General features: G+C 37.2%; 12 protein-coding genes. All 12 read right to left on the bottom strand.

Going from position 1 to position 15,534, the window contains the following annotated elements:
- Positions 1–9 precede the first annotated feature (9 nt).
- The gene (gene rnr, locus ABDV71_RS18360; RefSeq protein WP_343535166.1) at positions 10–2,145 is read right to left on the bottom strand and encodes a ribonuclease R; all 2,136 of its coding nucleotides are present in this window, start codon (positions 2,143–2,145) and stop codon (positions 10–12) included.
- 146 nt (positions 2,146–2,291) lie between these two features.
- Positions 2,292–3,500 (bottom strand): hypothetical protein, encoded by a 1,209-nt coding sequence (locus ABDV71_RS18355; RefSeq protein WP_343535165.1) that lies wholly within the window; start codon positions 3,498–3,500, stop codon positions 2,292–2,294.
- A 189-nt stretch (positions 3,501–3,689) separates the two neighbouring features.
- Positions 3,690–5,396 (bottom strand): ABC transporter ATP-binding protein, encoded by a 1,707-nt coding sequence (locus ABDV71_RS18350; RefSeq protein ID WP_343535163.1) that lies wholly within the window; start codon positions 5,394–5,396, stop codon positions 3,690–3,692.
- On the bottom strand, positions 5,396–6,109 hold the full coding sequence (locus tag ABDV71_RS18345) for a 3'-5' exonuclease (RefSeq protein WP_343535161.1): 714 nt from the start codon (positions 6,107–6,109) through the stop codon (positions 5,396–5,398). Before ABDV71_RS18345 ends, ABDV71_RS18350 begins: the two co-directional genes overlap by 1 nt.
- A 416-nt stretch (positions 6,110–6,525) precedes the next feature.
- Positions 6,526–7,917 carry an arginine decarboxylase gene (locus ABDV71_RS18340; RefSeq protein ID WP_343535159.1) on the bottom strand — a complete coding sequence of 464 codons (1,392 nt, stop codon included), beginning with the start codon at positions 7,915–7,917 and terminating at the stop codon, positions 6,526–6,528.
- A gap of 204 nt (positions 7,918–8,121) precedes the next feature.
- Complete coding sequence (locus tag ABDV71_RS18335; protein ID WP_343535157.1) at positions 8,122–10,068, bottom strand: M56 family metallopeptidase; 1,947 nt, start codon at positions 10,066–10,068, stop codon at positions 8,122–8,124.
- Positions 10,069–10,070: 2 nt separating this feature from the next.
- Entirely contained in the window at positions 10,071–10,448 is a 378-nt protein-coding gene (locus tag ABDV71_RS18330) for a BlaI/MecI/CopY family transcriptional regulator (protein ID WP_113648829.1), read from the bottom strand.
- A gap of 178 nt (positions 10,449–10,626) precedes the next feature.
- Positions 10,627–11,526: a DUF4835 family protein gene (locus ABDV71_RS18325; protein WP_343535152.1), complete on the bottom strand. Its 900-nt coding sequence runs from the start codon at positions 11,524–11,526 to the stop codon at positions 10,627–10,629.
- 6 nt (positions 11,527–11,532) lie between these two features.
- A complete protein-coding gene (gene coaBC / locus ABDV71_RS18320) occupies positions 11,533–12,747 on the bottom strand; it encodes a bifunctional phosphopantothenoylcysteine decarboxylase/phosphopantothenate--cysteine ligase CoaBC (RefSeq protein ID WP_343535150.1) in 1,215 nt (404 codons plus the stop codon).
- Between the two features lie 120 nt (positions 12,748–12,867).
- Entirely contained in the window at positions 12,868–13,194 is a 327-nt protein-coding gene (locus ABDV71_RS18315; RefSeq protein ID WP_343535148.1) for a DNA-directed RNA polymerase subunit omega, read from the bottom strand.
- 1 nt (position 13,195) lies between these two features.
- On the bottom strand, positions 13,196–14,134 hold the full coding sequence (gene bamD / locus ABDV71_RS18310; RefSeq protein WP_343535146.1) for an outer membrane protein assembly factor BamD: 939 nt from the start codon (positions 14,132–14,134) through the stop codon (positions 13,196–13,198).
- Between the two features lie 1,029 nt (positions 14,135–15,163).
- On the bottom strand, positions 15,164–15,534 hold a 371-nt coding region (locus ABDV71_RS18305), incomplete at its 5' end, for a hypothetical protein (RefSeq protein WP_343535144.1).

The following is a 15,534-nucleotide window of genomic DNA, read 5'->3' as shown; positions in this document are numbered from 1 at the left end:
AGCTCTGATTTAATCCTGTACCAATGAAAAATCTATTTGTCGTTTAGAAAGGTCTACTTTTTTCACCCTAATCTGCACTTCGTCACCCAGTTGATATTTACGTTTTTTGCGCTGCCCTATGATGCAATAGTTTTTCTCATCCAGCACATAAAAATCATCACTAATATCACGTAATCGGATCATACCTTCGCACTTATTTTCTTCAATCTCCACATACATTCCCCATTCGGTAACGCCCGAAATAATACCGGTATATACAGATCCAATGTTGTTTTCTAGGTATTCAGCCTGTTTGTATTTTACAGAAGCGCGTTCTGCATCTGCCGCACGTTTTTCCATTGCTGAAGAGTGCACGCTAGCAGCTTCGTATTCTTCGGCATTGGCCGATTTTCCTCCATCCAGATATAGCGCAAGTAATCTGTGCACCATCACATCGGGGTATCTACGGATAGGAGAGGTAAAATGGGTATAATAATCAAAAGCTAAACCATAGTGACTGGTTTTTTTGGTCGTGTAAATGGCTTTTGCCATAGATCGGATAGCCAATGAGGTTAAAATATTCTGTTCCTTTTTACCCTCTACATCTTCCATAAGGTAGTTAAGAGATTTGGCGATTTCCTTATCAGATTTTGTGTTGATTTTATAGCCGAACCTAGCAGCAAAGGAAGCGAAATTGGTTAAGCTTTCCATATTCGGTGAATCGTGCGTACGATAAACGAAAGTATATTTTTGCTTTCCTTTTCCTTTTTTAGCAATGAACTCTGCCACTTTTTTATTGGCCAGCAACATAAAATCTTCAATGAGCTTATGGGCATCCTTACGTTCTTTTACATAGACACCAATAGGTTTGCCAAAATCATCTAACTTGAACTTCACTTCGGTGCTTTCAAAACTGATGGCGCCATTTTTGAATTTAGCATCTCTAAGTACATAGGCCAATTCATTCAGTTTCAGGATTTCTTCTACATAGTCACCTTGTTTAGTTTCAATGACCTCTTGAGCTTCTTCGTAAGTAAAACGTCTGTTTGAATGGATTACTGTGCGGCCAAACCACTGGTCGTGGATATTTGCTTTATCATCAAGCTCAAACACAGCGGCAAAGCAAAGTTTATCTTCATTAGGTCGCAGTGAACAAACACCATTACTCAACCGTTCGGGGAGCATTGGGATTACCCTGTCTACCAAATAAACAGAAGTAGCTCTGTGGTAAGCTTCTTTATCTAAATTAGAATTAGGTTGTACATAGTGAGAAACATCGGCAATATGTACGCCAATTTCGTAATGCCCATTGTCAAGCTTTTTGAAAGAAATGGCATCATCAAAATCTTTGGCATCAATGGGGTCAATGGTAAAAGTAACTGTATCTCTGAAATCTCGTCTTCCTTTAACATCGGCTTCGCTAACTTGTTCAGGAATGGCATTTGCTTCTTTCTCTACTTCGGAAGGAAAGCTTAACGGAAATCCATATTCAGCCAAGATCGCATTCATCTCGGTATTGTTCTCACCTTGATCTCCTAAAATATGGATGATTTTACCCATTGGATTTTTGGCGCCTTCAGGCCAATCTGTCAAGGCTACTTGTACCTTTTGTCCATTTTTGGCGCCATTCAAATCTCCTAATGGGACAAAAATATCGTGGAGCATTTTTCTATCATCGGGTATCACAAAAGCAAAACGATCTGATACCTTGGCCACACCAATAAATTCGGTTTTGGCACGTTTAATGATTTCAATGATTTCACCTTCATTTCTTCTACCACCACTTTTCTTGGCAAAAACATATACTTTAACCTTGTCACCGTGAAGGGCATTTCTCAATTTCCTTGGGGCTACAAAGATGTCTTTTTCAAACTCATCGTCGGGTACAATAAAGGCAGAGCCATCAGCAGTCATATCCACGGTTCCCGTAACAAAAGTTTTAAGGTCTTTAAGTTTGAACTTTCCTCTTTCGGGTCTTACAAATAATCCCTTTTCTGTTTGTTCAATTAAAACTTCTAAGATAGTGTCGATAGATGTTTTATCGCTGAGATTTAAACGTGCCGCTACTTGCTTATGGTTAAGAGCAATGTTTCTGTTTTTTTCAAAAATATCGCTGATTAGCTGAGTGAGAACAAGTTTGAATTGAGCATTCTTATTTTTAGCCATAATCGTTTTTCAATTGTACCGAAGATAACAAATGTAACCGTAGGAATGGTTTTTTAAATCTAATAATAATTGATTTAGGGTAGATGCTTAATGAAAAAGGCCCGATATTACTCGGGCCTTTTCAAAAAAATTAACAATTATATCAACTAGGATTTTTTAAGATTGAACACATAAGTTCCTCTATTGCCACAAGCTACAAATACGTAGTTGCCTGCAACTCTAGAGCTGATTACATTAAAGTCGCCACCAAAAGTACTTGAGAAGTGTGTTTTAGCAAGAACTTTGATTTTGTTGTTTTCAATTTGCGCTACTACTAAGCTGTTTCCGGCAGAAACATAGATTTTGTCGGAAACAATTGAGATTGAGTTTACCCATCCACCAAGATCTATTTGATCTAAAAGCTGACCACTTGATTTGTCAACGTGGATAAGATAGTAGTTATTTCCAAAAAGGAAGTTTCCGTTAGTTAAAGAAGCAACGCTACCGATGTTTACTTCATTGCTTTGGATAGGCCACCATTGATAGGTAGATTGCGCCGCTGTATTGGCATCTAAAGTAGTGTAGCTATAACCGTTGGTTGCAATGATATCGTTGTTCGAGAAAGTAATAGATCTAGCGCCACCATAAGACTGGAATGCAGTTCTACTAGCTTTTTGTCCAGCAAATGAAATGATGCTTACACCACCGTTAGTTGAAGAAGCTGCATATAATTTGCCATTTTGAGTATTGTATTTAACGTCTTTGGTTGAGTAACCTTCTAAGCCTACTACTTGAGGATCTTCTAAGCTGCCACCATTAGTTTTAACGATACCAACTACAGCAGGTGCAGGGTATTTAAAGCTTTCGAAAGTTTTAAGGTCCATACCTAGGTAAAGACGACCACCGCCGTTATTAATGCAGGTTACATCAGCTTCCGGAGTGCTTACCGAAGAAATTAATTGAGGTGCACCTGATTGGATTTGAATAACATCCACACCGCCACCATAAGCAGCACCTGGCGTTTGATATGCAATTGCATAATAATTGCCATAAGCAGAAACTTCTAATGCGCTAAGTGCATTGTTATTAGCTCCAATTTGTGGATTGATTTTTCCTTTGAAAACCAATTGATAAGGGAATTCAGATGCAGTAGTAGCAGCTGTTGCTACTTTTCCATTACTTTCGGTTGCTGCTTGAAAATCTAAAGTTATACCTTCATTACTCAAATCAACACGATTTGAAGGGGTGCTATTGATTTTGATGATTTTTGATGCTCCATCTTCGTCTGACACTACTTCTTGCGTTTCTTTTTTACAAGAGTAAATAGTTGCAGTTAATAAGAGCGAAGCAACTAATAAGTACTTGTTTTTTGACATTTCTTTTTAGTTTTAAATTGATATAATCTGGAAACCTATATGAAAAAATAGTACCAAACTCTTAAAAACTTAAGAAAAAGCCATTAAATGCACTTGGAGCAGGTTTTTGTATAGTCGTGATTGGGGAACTGTGGATTGAATTTGGGGAATTATTTTGTTTTTGAGTAACACATTCCCCATGTTTTTTGTTTAGAAATTTCCAGGTATTGCCTCAATAAGTTTTTGGGTGTAGGCAGCCTTAGGATGCTCATATATTTCTTCAGGAAAACCTTGTTCTTCAATTTTTCCCTTGTTCATAATGATCATTCTATCGGAAATATGTTTAACTACAGCTAAGTCATGGGAAATGAAGATATAGGTCAAGCCAAATTCCTCTTGTAAATCCCTAAGGAGGTTTAAAACCTGAGCTTGCACCGATACATCAAGTGCTGACACCGATTCGTCGCAGATGATAAATTTGGGTTTCAATGCCAGCGCTCTAGCAATAACAATTCTTTGGCGTTGTCCGCCCGAAAATTCATGAGGATAGCGATTAAAATGCTCGGCACCCAAATTCACTTTTTCAAGAAGCTGTATTACATGAGCTTTTCTTTCTGCATCATCGCGGAAAACACCATGGACGATCAGGGGTTCCATGATGGATTGGCCGACTGTAATTTTTGGATTTAAAGAAGAATAAGGGTCTTGAAAAATAATCTGTATATCTCTCCTTAGGCTCCTTAATTCTTTTTTGCCAATATGGGTAATGTCTTTTCCCTCAAAAATCAATTGACCAGAACTTGGTTCTACCAACCTTAAAATGGTGCGACCAAGAGTAGTTTTGCCACAGCCAGATTCGCCCACTAAACCCAAGGTTTCCCCGGGAAAAACTTCAAAAGAAACTCGGTCAACAGCTTTTACAAAGTCTTTTGTTTTTCCAAATAAGCCTTTTTTGATGGGATACCACGTACATAATTCTTGTACTTTTAAAAGCGGTTCCTGTTGATATAGTTTTGTCCTTCTTTGGGTAATCTCTTCTGTTGTATAAGCATTCTCGTTTAACAAATGCTTTAAGCCAACGTTTTTGTTTTCGTTAAGGAAATCGGCAACGGTAGGCAGCTTTTTTAATAATCTTTTGGGAGAGGGACGACAAGCTAGCAAGCCTTTAGTATAAGGGTGCTGAGGGTTTTCAAACAAGGTTTTAGCAGTGCCCTGTTCAACAATGTTGCCTTTGTACATTACCAAAAGCTCATCGGCTATCTCATTCATTAAGCCAAGGTCGTGCGAAATGAAAATCATGGCCATGTTGCGCTCAGTCTTTAAGCGCAGCAATAACTGCAAAATGGTTTTCTGAACAGTTACATCCAACGCTGTGGTAGGTTCATCGGCAATCAGTAATTCAGGGTTGCAGCTTAAAGCCATAGCAATCATTACCCGCTGTTTTTGCCCACCAGAAAGTTGGTGAGGATAGCTTTCGAAAATGTTTTCCGGTCGCGGCAGCTGCACTTCCTTAAAAAGGTTGATAGTTTGTTCCTTTGCTGTTTCTTTATCTACATGCTGGTGGAGCATAATAGCTTCTCTTACTTGTTCGCCACAGGTGAAAACCGGGTTGAGAGAAGTCATTGGCTCCTGAAAAATCATCGAAATTCTGTTGCCCCGATATTTCCTGATTTCCTTGTCATCAAGTTGAAGCAGATTGATGGTGTCTAATTTTATCTCCCCATCAATTTGGGTGTTTTTACCATCGTGCAAACGCATAATCGAGAAAGAGGTAACTGATTTTCCCGACCCAGATTCGCCTACAATGCCCAGTACTTTTCCTTTTTCAAGATTAAAGCTCACTTTGTGGACAGTTTCCAACCAGATTTTGTCTTCTTGGTTGTAGAATTTTACGGCAAGATCTTTTACGTTAAGCATTACTCTACTAAAGTAATATTTTCTGGCGGAATTATCGGTAATCCTTTGAAACGTAATAAAACTTGGGCTAAAGTAATGACATCTTTTTCACAATAATTTGCTATTCGCTTTAAATTTTTTTCTTGATAATAAACTTGTCGAACTTTACTGCCATCGATATCATTTTTTGGAGTGGGCAAATTAAAAATTGCAGCCAATAAGTTAAGCGAAGTAAAATGTTTATGGTCACCAAATTTCCATAATTCGAGGGTGTCAATATGGTTGATCTCCCAAGGTTTCTTTCCTGATAATTGTAAAACTTTTGGAATTTGCAGTCCGTTGATCAGCATTCTTCTACACAGATAAGGGAAGTCAAATTCTTTTCCATTGTGTGCACATAACTGCAAATTACTCGATTGGGCGTTCAGCAGATTGATGAATTGCAGTAACAGTAGTTCCTCATCGTGCGCCGTAAAAGAACGCACCCTCAAGTGGATATGGTTTTCTTCGAGATGGAAAAAACCGATACTGATACAAACAATTTTACCAAACTCAGACCAAATTCCAGCACTTTCATAAAACTCTGCAGCAGTCTGCCCAGACTTACACTGATATTGGCTTTTTTGTTCCCATAATATTTGGAGATGACCAGGTAATTCATCAAAATTCTCATATTGAGGCACTGTTTCAATATCTAAAAGAAAGATATTATTGAGTTTGAGGTGTTTTAGCATAGGGGTACTTTAGATATCCAATTTACTGTTTTTCCCTGAACTACATCTAATCAGCCCTCACATCCCTTGAACTAAAATGCTCTAAGGTGCCTTAGGTGGTTAAAAAAAGGAACAAGGAACAAAGATCAAAGCTGCCAAAAATGGCTAAAATGCACTTAGGTGTCTAAGGTGGTAAAAAAGAATAAAGAGCAAGGAAAAAAGATCTAAGCTGTCAAAAAAAGACTAAAATGTACTTAGATGTCTAAGGTGGTTCAAAAAAATAAACATCAAGAAATGAGGATAATTAAGTCGTTATTGGCAAAAGCTAAAATGTTCTGAGATGTCTTAGATGGTAAAACCTTAATGGCTTAAAAACAAAAAATCCCTTCCAAATGGAAAGGATTGATATAACTTGGCATTTATAAGTTGACTTAATACTAGGTATAACCTAATATTTTAAGTACTTGTTTACTGTTTTGCTCTTCACCAAAAACCTCAAAGTTGAAAGTTTCATCTCTGTTGCGGCGGATAATTACATGTTTAGGACTTGGCAATAAGCAATGATGAATACCACCATAGCCACTTAATACTTCTTGGTATGCTCCGGTATGGAAAAAACCTAGATACTGAACTTTACGGGTACGAGGCATAAATACACTGTTCATGTGCGCTTCTTGGTTATAATAATCTTGGCCATCGCAAGTAATACCACCAAGGTTTACACGTTCATATTCTGCATCCCAGTTGTTAATAGGCAATAAAATATACTTTTGGTTTAAGGCCCAAACATCAGGTAAGTTGGTAATGAACGAACCATCTAACATCAACCATTTTTCACGGTCGTTTTGTTGCTTACGGCCTAACACTTTATATAAAATGCCTGAAGCTTCTGCAACGGTATATTTACCAAATTCAGTAATGATATCTGGTTCAACTACATCATGTTCGGCGCAAATTTCTTTGATACGTTTTACAATTTCGTTCACCATGTATTCATAGTCAAAATCGAAAACCAAACTATCTTTAAATGGCATACCGCCGCCAATATCCAAGGTGTCTAAATCAGGATTGATTTTTTTGAACTTGCAATAAAGTGTTACATATTTCTCTAGCTCATTCCAATAATAAGGTGTATCAGAAATACCCGAATTGATAAAGAAATGTAGCAATTTTACCCTGAAATTTGGGTTTGCAGCAATTTTACTGTTGTAGAAATCAATAACATCTTCTAAACGAACACCTAAACGAGAGGTGTAAAATTGAGAATCTGGTTGCTCCTCTGCTGCGATACGGATACCTAGGTTGCAAGGGGTATCCATTTCAATTTCATCATCGTAAAGGTTAAACTCTTCCTTGTTATCTAAAACAGGAATGATGTTCTTAAATCCATCATGTAGCATGTCAATAATGTACTGCTTGTACTGATAGGTTTTAAAGCCGTTACAGATTACTGTGATATCTTTGGAAACAACCCCCTTTTTTTCTAGGGCATCAATCATAGGCATATCAAATGCCGAAGAGGTTTCCAGGTGGATATCGTTTTTCAAAGCTTCTTCTACGATGTGCTTAAAGTGCGAACTTTTGGTACAATAACAGTATTTATAGTCACCTCGATAGTTGTTCTTTAAAATAGCGGTTTGAAACAGCAATTTTGCTTGCTGGATTTTCTTGCTAACCATGGGCAAGTAGGTAAAGCGTAGGGGAGTGCCGTACGTTTCAATCATTTCCATCAAATTAAGATCATGGAAATATAGCTCATCATCTATGATGCTAAAGCCATCTTGCGGAAAGCCCACACTAAGATCAAGAAATTCGGAGTAACTCTGCATTGTTCAAAAATTTTTGCAAAAATGTAATTTTAATTTGAGAAATAGCTTGGTAAGCAGATTTTTTTACAAAGAACAAATACGAATGGGTTTTGCTTTCTTTTTTTCAAAGGAAGTTTTGTACTTAAGATATTTTGTTTGTTCCTTGCAAAATAAAAAAGGACAAGAATTTAATCTTGCCCTTTTAAGGTTTCATTCGATGTTTGTTTAGTTTACAGCCGTTTCGTTAGCTGATTTTGGTGCTATAGGTTCGGCAGTTTTTTCAATTTTAATCAAGTTTTTTGGGCTGATCAAAACTTTTTGGATATTTTCTATTGCGGTAAGTGGCAATGAGGCAATTTGCATTGGGTTCGAACCGTCATAAATTAAAAAGGCTTTGTCCGTGTTGATGCCTTTTTTCTTTTTCAATTCCTCTAAATCCTTCTCATATTTTTCACGAAGTTTTTTGTATTCAGGAGAATTTTTAAGCTCATCCATTTCTTTCATTTTCTTTTTCCACTCCGGGGAATTGAATTTTTCAGACATGTCTCTACCCATTTTTTCAATGGCCTCCATATGTTTTTTCCACTCTTCCGACTCAAATTTTTTGCTAAGTTCTACGCTATTGAATTCAATTTTAGCCATTTTGTCTTTCCATTCTTTGGAATTGAAGATTTTCTCTAGCTCTTTGCTATCAAAGTCAATTTTAGCTATTTTATCTTTCCACTCCTTTGAGTTAAACACTTTATCTAATTCTTTGCTGTCAAACTCAATTTTGGCCATCTTGTCTTTCCACTCTTTGGATTCGAACTTTTTCTCTAACTCTTTGCTATTGAATTCAATTTTGGCCATTTTGTCTTTCCATTCTTTGGATTCGAACTTTTTCTCTAACTCTTTACTATTGAATTCGATTTTCGCCATCTTGTCTTTCCATTCTTTTGAATTAAAGTACTTATCGAGATCTGCTAGTTTCGCTCTAACACTGTCTGGCATTTCTTCTAATGAATGGTAAACTACGTTGTTGCCATTTTTATCTTTAATGATAGCTTTGAAACCCTTTTTACGTTTTACGGTGTCTGTATCTGCTTTTAAACAAGTTAACTCATTTTGAGAAGGAGGGGTATTAATTAAGGTGCTAACGGAAACAAATTTTTTCTGTTTTTTGGGAGCATCTTCTTTTTTAGCTGGATTGATCCAGGCCAATGAAACCATGGTGGCAAGCGTTAAGCAAAGGGCCAATATTTTTTGCTTCGCATTCATATAGTTAGTTTTCATATCGGTAATTCTTTTAATACGTTGATACAAATGTTGGTTATTGCCAGTAGCAGCTAGGCTAAGGGCAGGTTGTGTTTTGTCTTTGATGAGTTCCAACTTTAACAGCGCGTGGGCGTAGGCAACTGGCGCACCAGTAAATTTCACTACCAAATCATCACAAGCATGCTCTCTTTCTATATGAATAAACCTAGAGCTAAGCCATACAAATGGATTGAAGAACAAAAGGGTTTCAATGCCAGTTTTAATAAGGTTTAGCACATAGTCGTTTCTACGGATATGAGAAAGTTCGTGAATCAATATAGCTTCTACCTGTTTAATGTCGAGATGGGCAACTAGCGCGACTGGGAAAAGGACTACAGGTTTTAAAAAGCCTATTGTTAACGGAATATTTACTTTTTCGGATAAGTGAAATTGGACCTTTTTGTTGATGTTGAGTTTTTGCAACATGGTTTGAGCAACAGTCAGCCACTCTAAAGGGAAGTTGGAAATGTTGTTGTTTTTCAGTTGTTTAAGTCTTAGATAGCCAGAGATGAGCACTATCAATTGGAAACTGATCCCTAAAACATATAAGCTTACGATATAGGGAAAATAGCTTTCTGTTTTAAAACTCCAGCTGTGGGTAAGGTTATAAAGCTGTTGAAGTGTAGTTTCATTAAGTTCGGTATTACCAACGGCGGCTGTTTTTGATGGTAGGTTAAATAATGAGGCAAAGGTTAGGCAAAAGCTGATAAAAATAAGAAAAAGCGCACCCATAGCCAGGTTGTGCTTCAGCCTGGCACTCATTTTAGGCCTTACGGACAGTGCGATAAATAATATCGCAAAAACAATGGCACCTTGCCATAAAGAATGTAAAATACTCCATCCAATAGCTTTAATAAGGTTGTTGATAATGGCTTCCATGATTATTTGTTTTCAAGTTTGTCTAGATATTCTTTAATTAAATCTATCTCCTCCTTGCTTGCACTTTTGTTGCCTAAGGCCTGCATCACTAATCTCGCTGCCGATCCGTTAAACACATTGTCAATCATTTTTTTGACCAAATGTTGTTGGGTGGTCTCTTTGTTCACCAATGCTTTGTAGATGTGTGTTTTTGAACTCGTATCCCTATCTACCAAACCTTTTTCATGCATGATCTGCATCAATTTAAGTGTGGTAGTATAACCCGAATCCTTTTTGTCCAATGCTTCGTGTACTTCCCTAACCGTACAGTTACCCTTTTCCCAAAGCACCTGTAAAATTTCCATTTCGCCTTCCGTAGGCTTCAAAGTTGTGTTGCTCATCTGTTGTACGAATTTTTTCGTATTCAAATGTACGAACAAATTCGTATAATCAAAATGTTTTAACAAAATTTTAACGATTTTGATTTTTAAATAAGACGCAAGGAGATATGAAATGTTGCAGCTAGTACTGGTTAATTAGCTGAAAATGCATTTTAAATGGAAATGGATGTAGAATTTTTTAATTCCTTTTGGTTAATCCATCGTATTTTCCGCTGTTAGGAGGGTCAATTTCAATCAGCAGGTTGTAAGCTTTCATTTTATCTTGAGGATTTGCAAGCGACAGTACATTAGTAATCTCTTCAGCTTTTGCAGCGAAATATACATTTGGAAAAATAGAACCTAACTTCTGTTTGTCAGTTTGTTTTAGATCAGATAAAGACGACAAGATGTTTTTGGTGCCCGCACTGGTATTTTCTTGCAGCTTATCAAGCCCATTCAAATGGTATTCATAAATAAAAGTTCTAAGTCCTTTGAATGAATTACTAAGTAGGTTTTCGTTTAACCAATATCGGTTACGCAAGCCATCTACAGGTCGCCAGCCTTTTGCGCCAGCAGTTTGTGCAACGTTGACTAAATTTAGAGCTTTTTGATAATAGGGAGTACCTCCCTGCTTTACAAAACTGTCTTTATCTAGCCCAATAATGGTATAAGCATAAAAGCCTAAAAGGGAACTTAAATTGCTCAAAAAGTTTTGATCTGAAAAATCAAGAGCCTGTCCTTCGGTGAAATTAAAGCTAAAATCTTTGTCGCTCATGTTTAACAGGGTAGTAGAGTAGGAGCTACCATAAACAGGTCTACTCGATTGAATTTGGGCTTCGGCAGTGTAATTGGAATTGCCATCCCAAGCGGTAATATTAATCACCAAATTACATTCAATCCTTTCTTGTGGCAAATACGTTTCAGTAGTCCACTTGTTGTTGTTCATGAAATCCCTGATGGTATTCTGCAGAACATCTAAGTTTCTTTTATTGGCATTGTTAACGGTTGGGGCCAAAATTTGAACACGTGTATTCAATTCCTGTGCATTAGCAAATAAGCTGGCCAAGGTTAAAAAGAATATGCCAATGGTTTTTTTCATCTATTTTTAGAGATTAGCGTTATTAATATTCATCAGCTTTAGTATCTCAGCACAAATATCCTTGGCAACTTCCGCTTTCGATTTTGTTTCGAAGGCAGTTTTCTCTAAAGCTTTATTAAAGATAGTAATTTTGTTCGTTTCCGATTTAAAACCTGCTCCTTTATCATTTAGTGAATTAAGCACAATCAAGTCCAGATTTTTCTTTTTCAGTTTTTCTTTGGCGTAGTTCTCTTCATCAGTTGTTTCAAGGGCAAAACCTACCAGCAATTGTCTGTCAGATTTTTGCTTGCCCAAGGTGGCTAAAATATCGGTGGTTTTTTTAAGCTCGATGTTAAAATGGTCTTCTTTCTTTTTAATCTTTTGTTGGGCCACTTCAACAGGTGTGTAATCTGCAACGGCAGCACTCATCACCGTAATATCAGTTTTACTAAATTGAGCAATACAAGCGTTAAGCATCTCAGCAGCACTGGTTACATCAATTCTTTTAATTCCATTGCCACTCTTTAGGGAAGTAGGACCAGCAATTAAGGTTACTTCGGCACCAAGCTGATATAGCGTTTCGGCCAAAGCAAAACCCATTTTGCCAGAAGAATGATTGCCAATAAATCGAACAGGGTCGATGGCCTCATAAGTTGGGCCTGCCGTTACCAGTACTTTTTTGCCCAATAAAGGAAGACCTTTTTTAATTTCGCTTTCCAAAAAGGCTAAAATTTCTTCAGGTTCTGCCATTCTGCCTTCGCCATATAAACCACTTGCCAGTTCACCTTTACCAGGGGGAATCATTACATTGCCCATCTGTTTCAGTTTCGCAACATTATCTTGGGTGCTTTCGTGTTTCCACATATCCAAGTCCATTGCAGGGGCAAACAAAACTGGACACTTGGCCGAAAGATAAACTGCCGTAAGTAAGTTGTCGCAAAGACCATTGGCCATTTTACCAAGCGTGTTAGCACTGGCGGGGGCAATTAAAATATAGTCGGCCCAAAGACCAAGCTCTACATGGTTACTCCAGACACCAGTCTCTGCTTCAAAATATTGCGTGTAAACAGGGTTTTTGGAAAGAGTGGCCAAAGTAAGCGGAGTAATAAAATTACTCGCATCTTGGGTCAAGATTACCTTAACATTTGCACCGGTTTTTACCAGCAGTCTAGTCAGTAAAGCAGATTTGTAGGCGGCAATACTGCCACAAACGCCAAGGATAATGTTTTTATTTTTCAGCATCTGAAAGCAAATATAGATAGAAAATCAATAGCTTAAAAAGCATTTAGCCACAGATGTGCAGATTTAAGATCATCTGCACACCTGTGGCCAATTATCATAAATATTGCCTAAGCAATAATACTATTTTTGCTCTTTGCTAGGGTTTCTGTGGTAAACCTTACCATTTAAGAACTCGTCGATAGCAATTAAGCTAGGTTTAGGCAAACGCTCGTAGTGCTTGCTGATTTCAATCTGTTCTCTGTTTTCAAAAACTTCTTCCAAATTATCGTTAGACGAAGCAAACTCTGCTAACTTGCCATGAAGTTCTTCTTTCATGTTGTTCGAAATCTGATTAGCTCTCTTAGCAATAACCACTAAAGACTCATAGATATTGTCGGTTGTTCTATCCAAATCATGAACATTTCTAGTAACCGTAGTGTTTGGTATAGCTGGTTTTGGAGTACTCATTTTATTTTTGTGTTTTATTATCTAAATTCTTGTTATTAGTAGTGTCTTTTTTCTTTTTATCGCTTTCTTCTAGCGCTTTGTATTTAGCTACCATAGCAGCATCTTCTGCAAGCTGTTTCTTGGCGTTAAGGATACCAGTTTCGCTATCTTGTTTTAACTGCTTAGCCTCTTTGGCATATTTGCTTTCGGGGTAGGCTTCTATAAACTCGTTATAATACTCAATCGCCTGCCCAAAACGCTCTTCCTGTCTATTGGCGAAACTATTTTTAGCATACATAAATTGAGCCTTAACAATAAGCAAGTTCATTTCCTCTGCATACTTAATATCCGGAAACTCAATTTGCGCATTTTTTAACGCTACCACGGCCGATTTGTAATTGGTAATGTCATAACCACCCAAATCATAGTAAAGCTTAGCATTATCAAATGCCTTGGTTTCTAATTTGTCCCTCAAGTTGGCAATATACTGTGCTGCTTGCGTAGCCCTGTCGCTTTTAGGGTAAAGGTTAATAAATAACTGTAACGCATCAATAGCTTTATAAGTATTTTCTTGATCTAATGATGATTTAGGAGAATCCAAATAATAGCAATAAGCTCCCATGTATCTACACTCCTCTGCATTTTTACTTGCAGGATAAGTGTCTGCAAACTCCTTAAATTTATAACGAGCCGTAGTGTAATCCTTTAAACGATATAATGTATAAGCATAATAATAGTTTAAGTCTTCCGCTTCAGCCGTACCACGGTACTTTTGAACCAGACCCTCAAATAAAATCAATGCCTTGTTATAATCCTTTTTATTATAAAGCCTAATCCCTTCCTGATATTTCTTGGCAACGTCATTACTCAGACGTAATTTTTCGAAACGACTTTTGCATGCCCCCAAGCCCATAAGCAGAACGGCAATGCCACAAATAATAAGGTGTTTAATTTTAAACATTTTGCAAAGATAAGGTAATAATACGACAACGTCAATTAAATAATAAGAGCTAAGCTAGTTAAACCCTTCGCAGCTTTAAAATACTTAACAATTTTTAACAAAGCATCCAGGAATATTCTTTTTGAAAAGCAAATGTACCACATGGATGTGAGCTAGCCCCGCAGTCCATTACAATCTTTTTGTTTTGTTGTCTTGCTGTCATTCCGAGGAATAGCCTGCCCCGATGCTTCGGGGAGGAATCTCTTTTTTATTTACCCGTCGGTACAGATGTGCTCTGTATATAATCAAAACAAAAAGTATTTCCATTCCCGTCGGGTTTAAATGGCGAGGTCAGCTTAATTGTTGATGTATGTATATATATATTAGGTACGTCAAAATAGAAAGTCCATTGCAATCCTTTTGTTTGGGTTTGTTTTGTTATTCCGAGGAATCTCTTGTTTACATATTTGGCGATACGGATATGCTCTGTATAGCAAAACAAAAAGTATTTCCATTTCCATCGGGTTTAAATGGCAAGGCCAACCTAGTTATTGGTGTATGTATAATATAGTAATAGGGTCACTTCTTTATATTATAATGAACTAATTATTTTATTGCCGAATAGAAAATGGTTTGGCAAGTCATTTTAGTGCTGCTTATATTTCGAGTCAATTGTCGGTATTCTCCAATATGAAAGTTTCACCGCATGTACTATATATAATATAATTAGGTATGAATGGCGACATGCCATGTTATATGTAATAGTATATGAGTATATATAAATATAGGATTGTTGTAGTCCTATTTTATAATATGATGTTAGGTCGTCTCATTGCCCATTGTCTACCCTTAGGTTGTCCCAAAAAGCGCTTCATTTCTCTTGTTTTGTGCCATCTCGGGTTTCGGTTGATGTTTTTCGTGATTTTTTATTCCTGTATTCCAGTGTTTTGTGTTCCTTTTTTCAATAATTATTGAATGTGGTATTGCAGGGTCGGAAACAATTCCTACCTTTGCACTCCGCTTCGGAAGGAAGGGGAAAAGATAGAGAGATTAAAGTGGTTGAATTGAAGGAATAGCGGTTAGGAAAGTGAAGGAGGTACTCGAAAAAAAAGTTATTTTTTTTCTTGCAGATTGAACAAAGATTGCTACCTTTGCAACCCGCTTCGGAAAGAACGGAAAAGACGGAAGGAAGGACGGAGAGGTTGATTTTGAAATGATGGGAAACAGATTTGCAGGTGTTTCTGGAACTTGAAGAAGAAACAGAAAAAAAATAAAAAAAAGTTTGCAGGTTTTGAAAAGTTTCCTACCTTTGCAGTCCCAAACGGAATGGGAGCTATCGAGCGGAGCTTGATGGCGAATAGAAAAAAGATTGAAACGATGGGACGGATGCCAGAACATTAAGACTGGCCGACGAACGAGTC

It is taken from the genome of Pedobacter sp. (genome assembly GCF_039594775.1).
Lineage (GTDB): Bacteria > Bacteroidota > Bacteroidia > Sphingobacteriales > Sphingobacteriaceae > Pedobacter.
Note: the sequence above shows the minus strand (reverse complement) of the source record. Positions and strands in the feature narration are given on the sequence as shown.

What these genes read in the sequence shown, in the direction of transcription:
- ABDV71_RS18335 (WP_343535157.1), bottom strand. Translation starts at nt 10,068, where the DNA reads ATGGAAGCCATTATCAACAACCTTATTAAAGCTATTGGATGGAGTATT.
- ABDV71_RS18350 (WP_343535163.1), bottom strand. Translation starts at nt 5,396, where the DNA reads ATGCTTAACGTAAAAGATCTTGCCGTAAAATTCTACAACCAAGAAGAC.
- coaBC (WP_343535150.1), bottom strand. Translation starts at nt 12,747, where the DNA reads ATGCTGAAAAATAAAAACATTATCCTTGGCGTTTGTGGCAGTATTGCC.
- ABDV71_RS18330 (WP_113648829.1), bottom strand. Translation starts at nt 10,448, where the DNA reads ATGAGCAACACAACTTTGAAGCCTACGGAAGGCGAAATGGAAATTTTA.
- ABDV71_RS18325 (WP_343535152.1), bottom strand. Translation starts at nt 11,526, where the DNA reads ATGAAAAAAACCATTGGCATATTCTTTTTAACCTTGGCCAGCTTATTT.
- rnr (WP_343535166.1), bottom strand. Translation starts at nt 2,145, where the DNA reads ATGGCTAAAAATAAGAATGCTCAATTCAAACTTGTTCTCACTCAGCTA.
- ABDV71_RS18345 (WP_343535161.1), bottom strand. Translation starts at nt 6,109, where the DNA reads ATGCTAAAACACCTCAAACTCAATAATATCTTTCTTTTAGATATTGAA.
- ABDV71_RS18355 (WP_343535165.1), bottom strand. Translation starts at nt 3,500, where the DNA reads ATGTCAAAAAACAAGTACTTATTAGTTGCTTCGCTCTTATTAACTGCA.
- ABDV71_RS18315 (WP_343535148.1), bottom strand. Translation starts at nt 13,194, where the DNA reads ATGAGTACTCCAAAACCAGCTATACCAAACACTACGGTTACTAGAAAT.
- ABDV71_RS18340 (WP_343535159.1), bottom strand. Translation starts at nt 7,917, where the DNA reads ATGCAGAGTTACTCCGAATTTCTTGATCTTAGTGTGGGCTTTCCGCAA.
- bamD (WP_343535146.1), bottom strand. Translation starts at nt 14,134, where the DNA reads ATGTTTAAAATTAAACACCTTATTATTTGTGGCATTGCCGTTCTGCTT.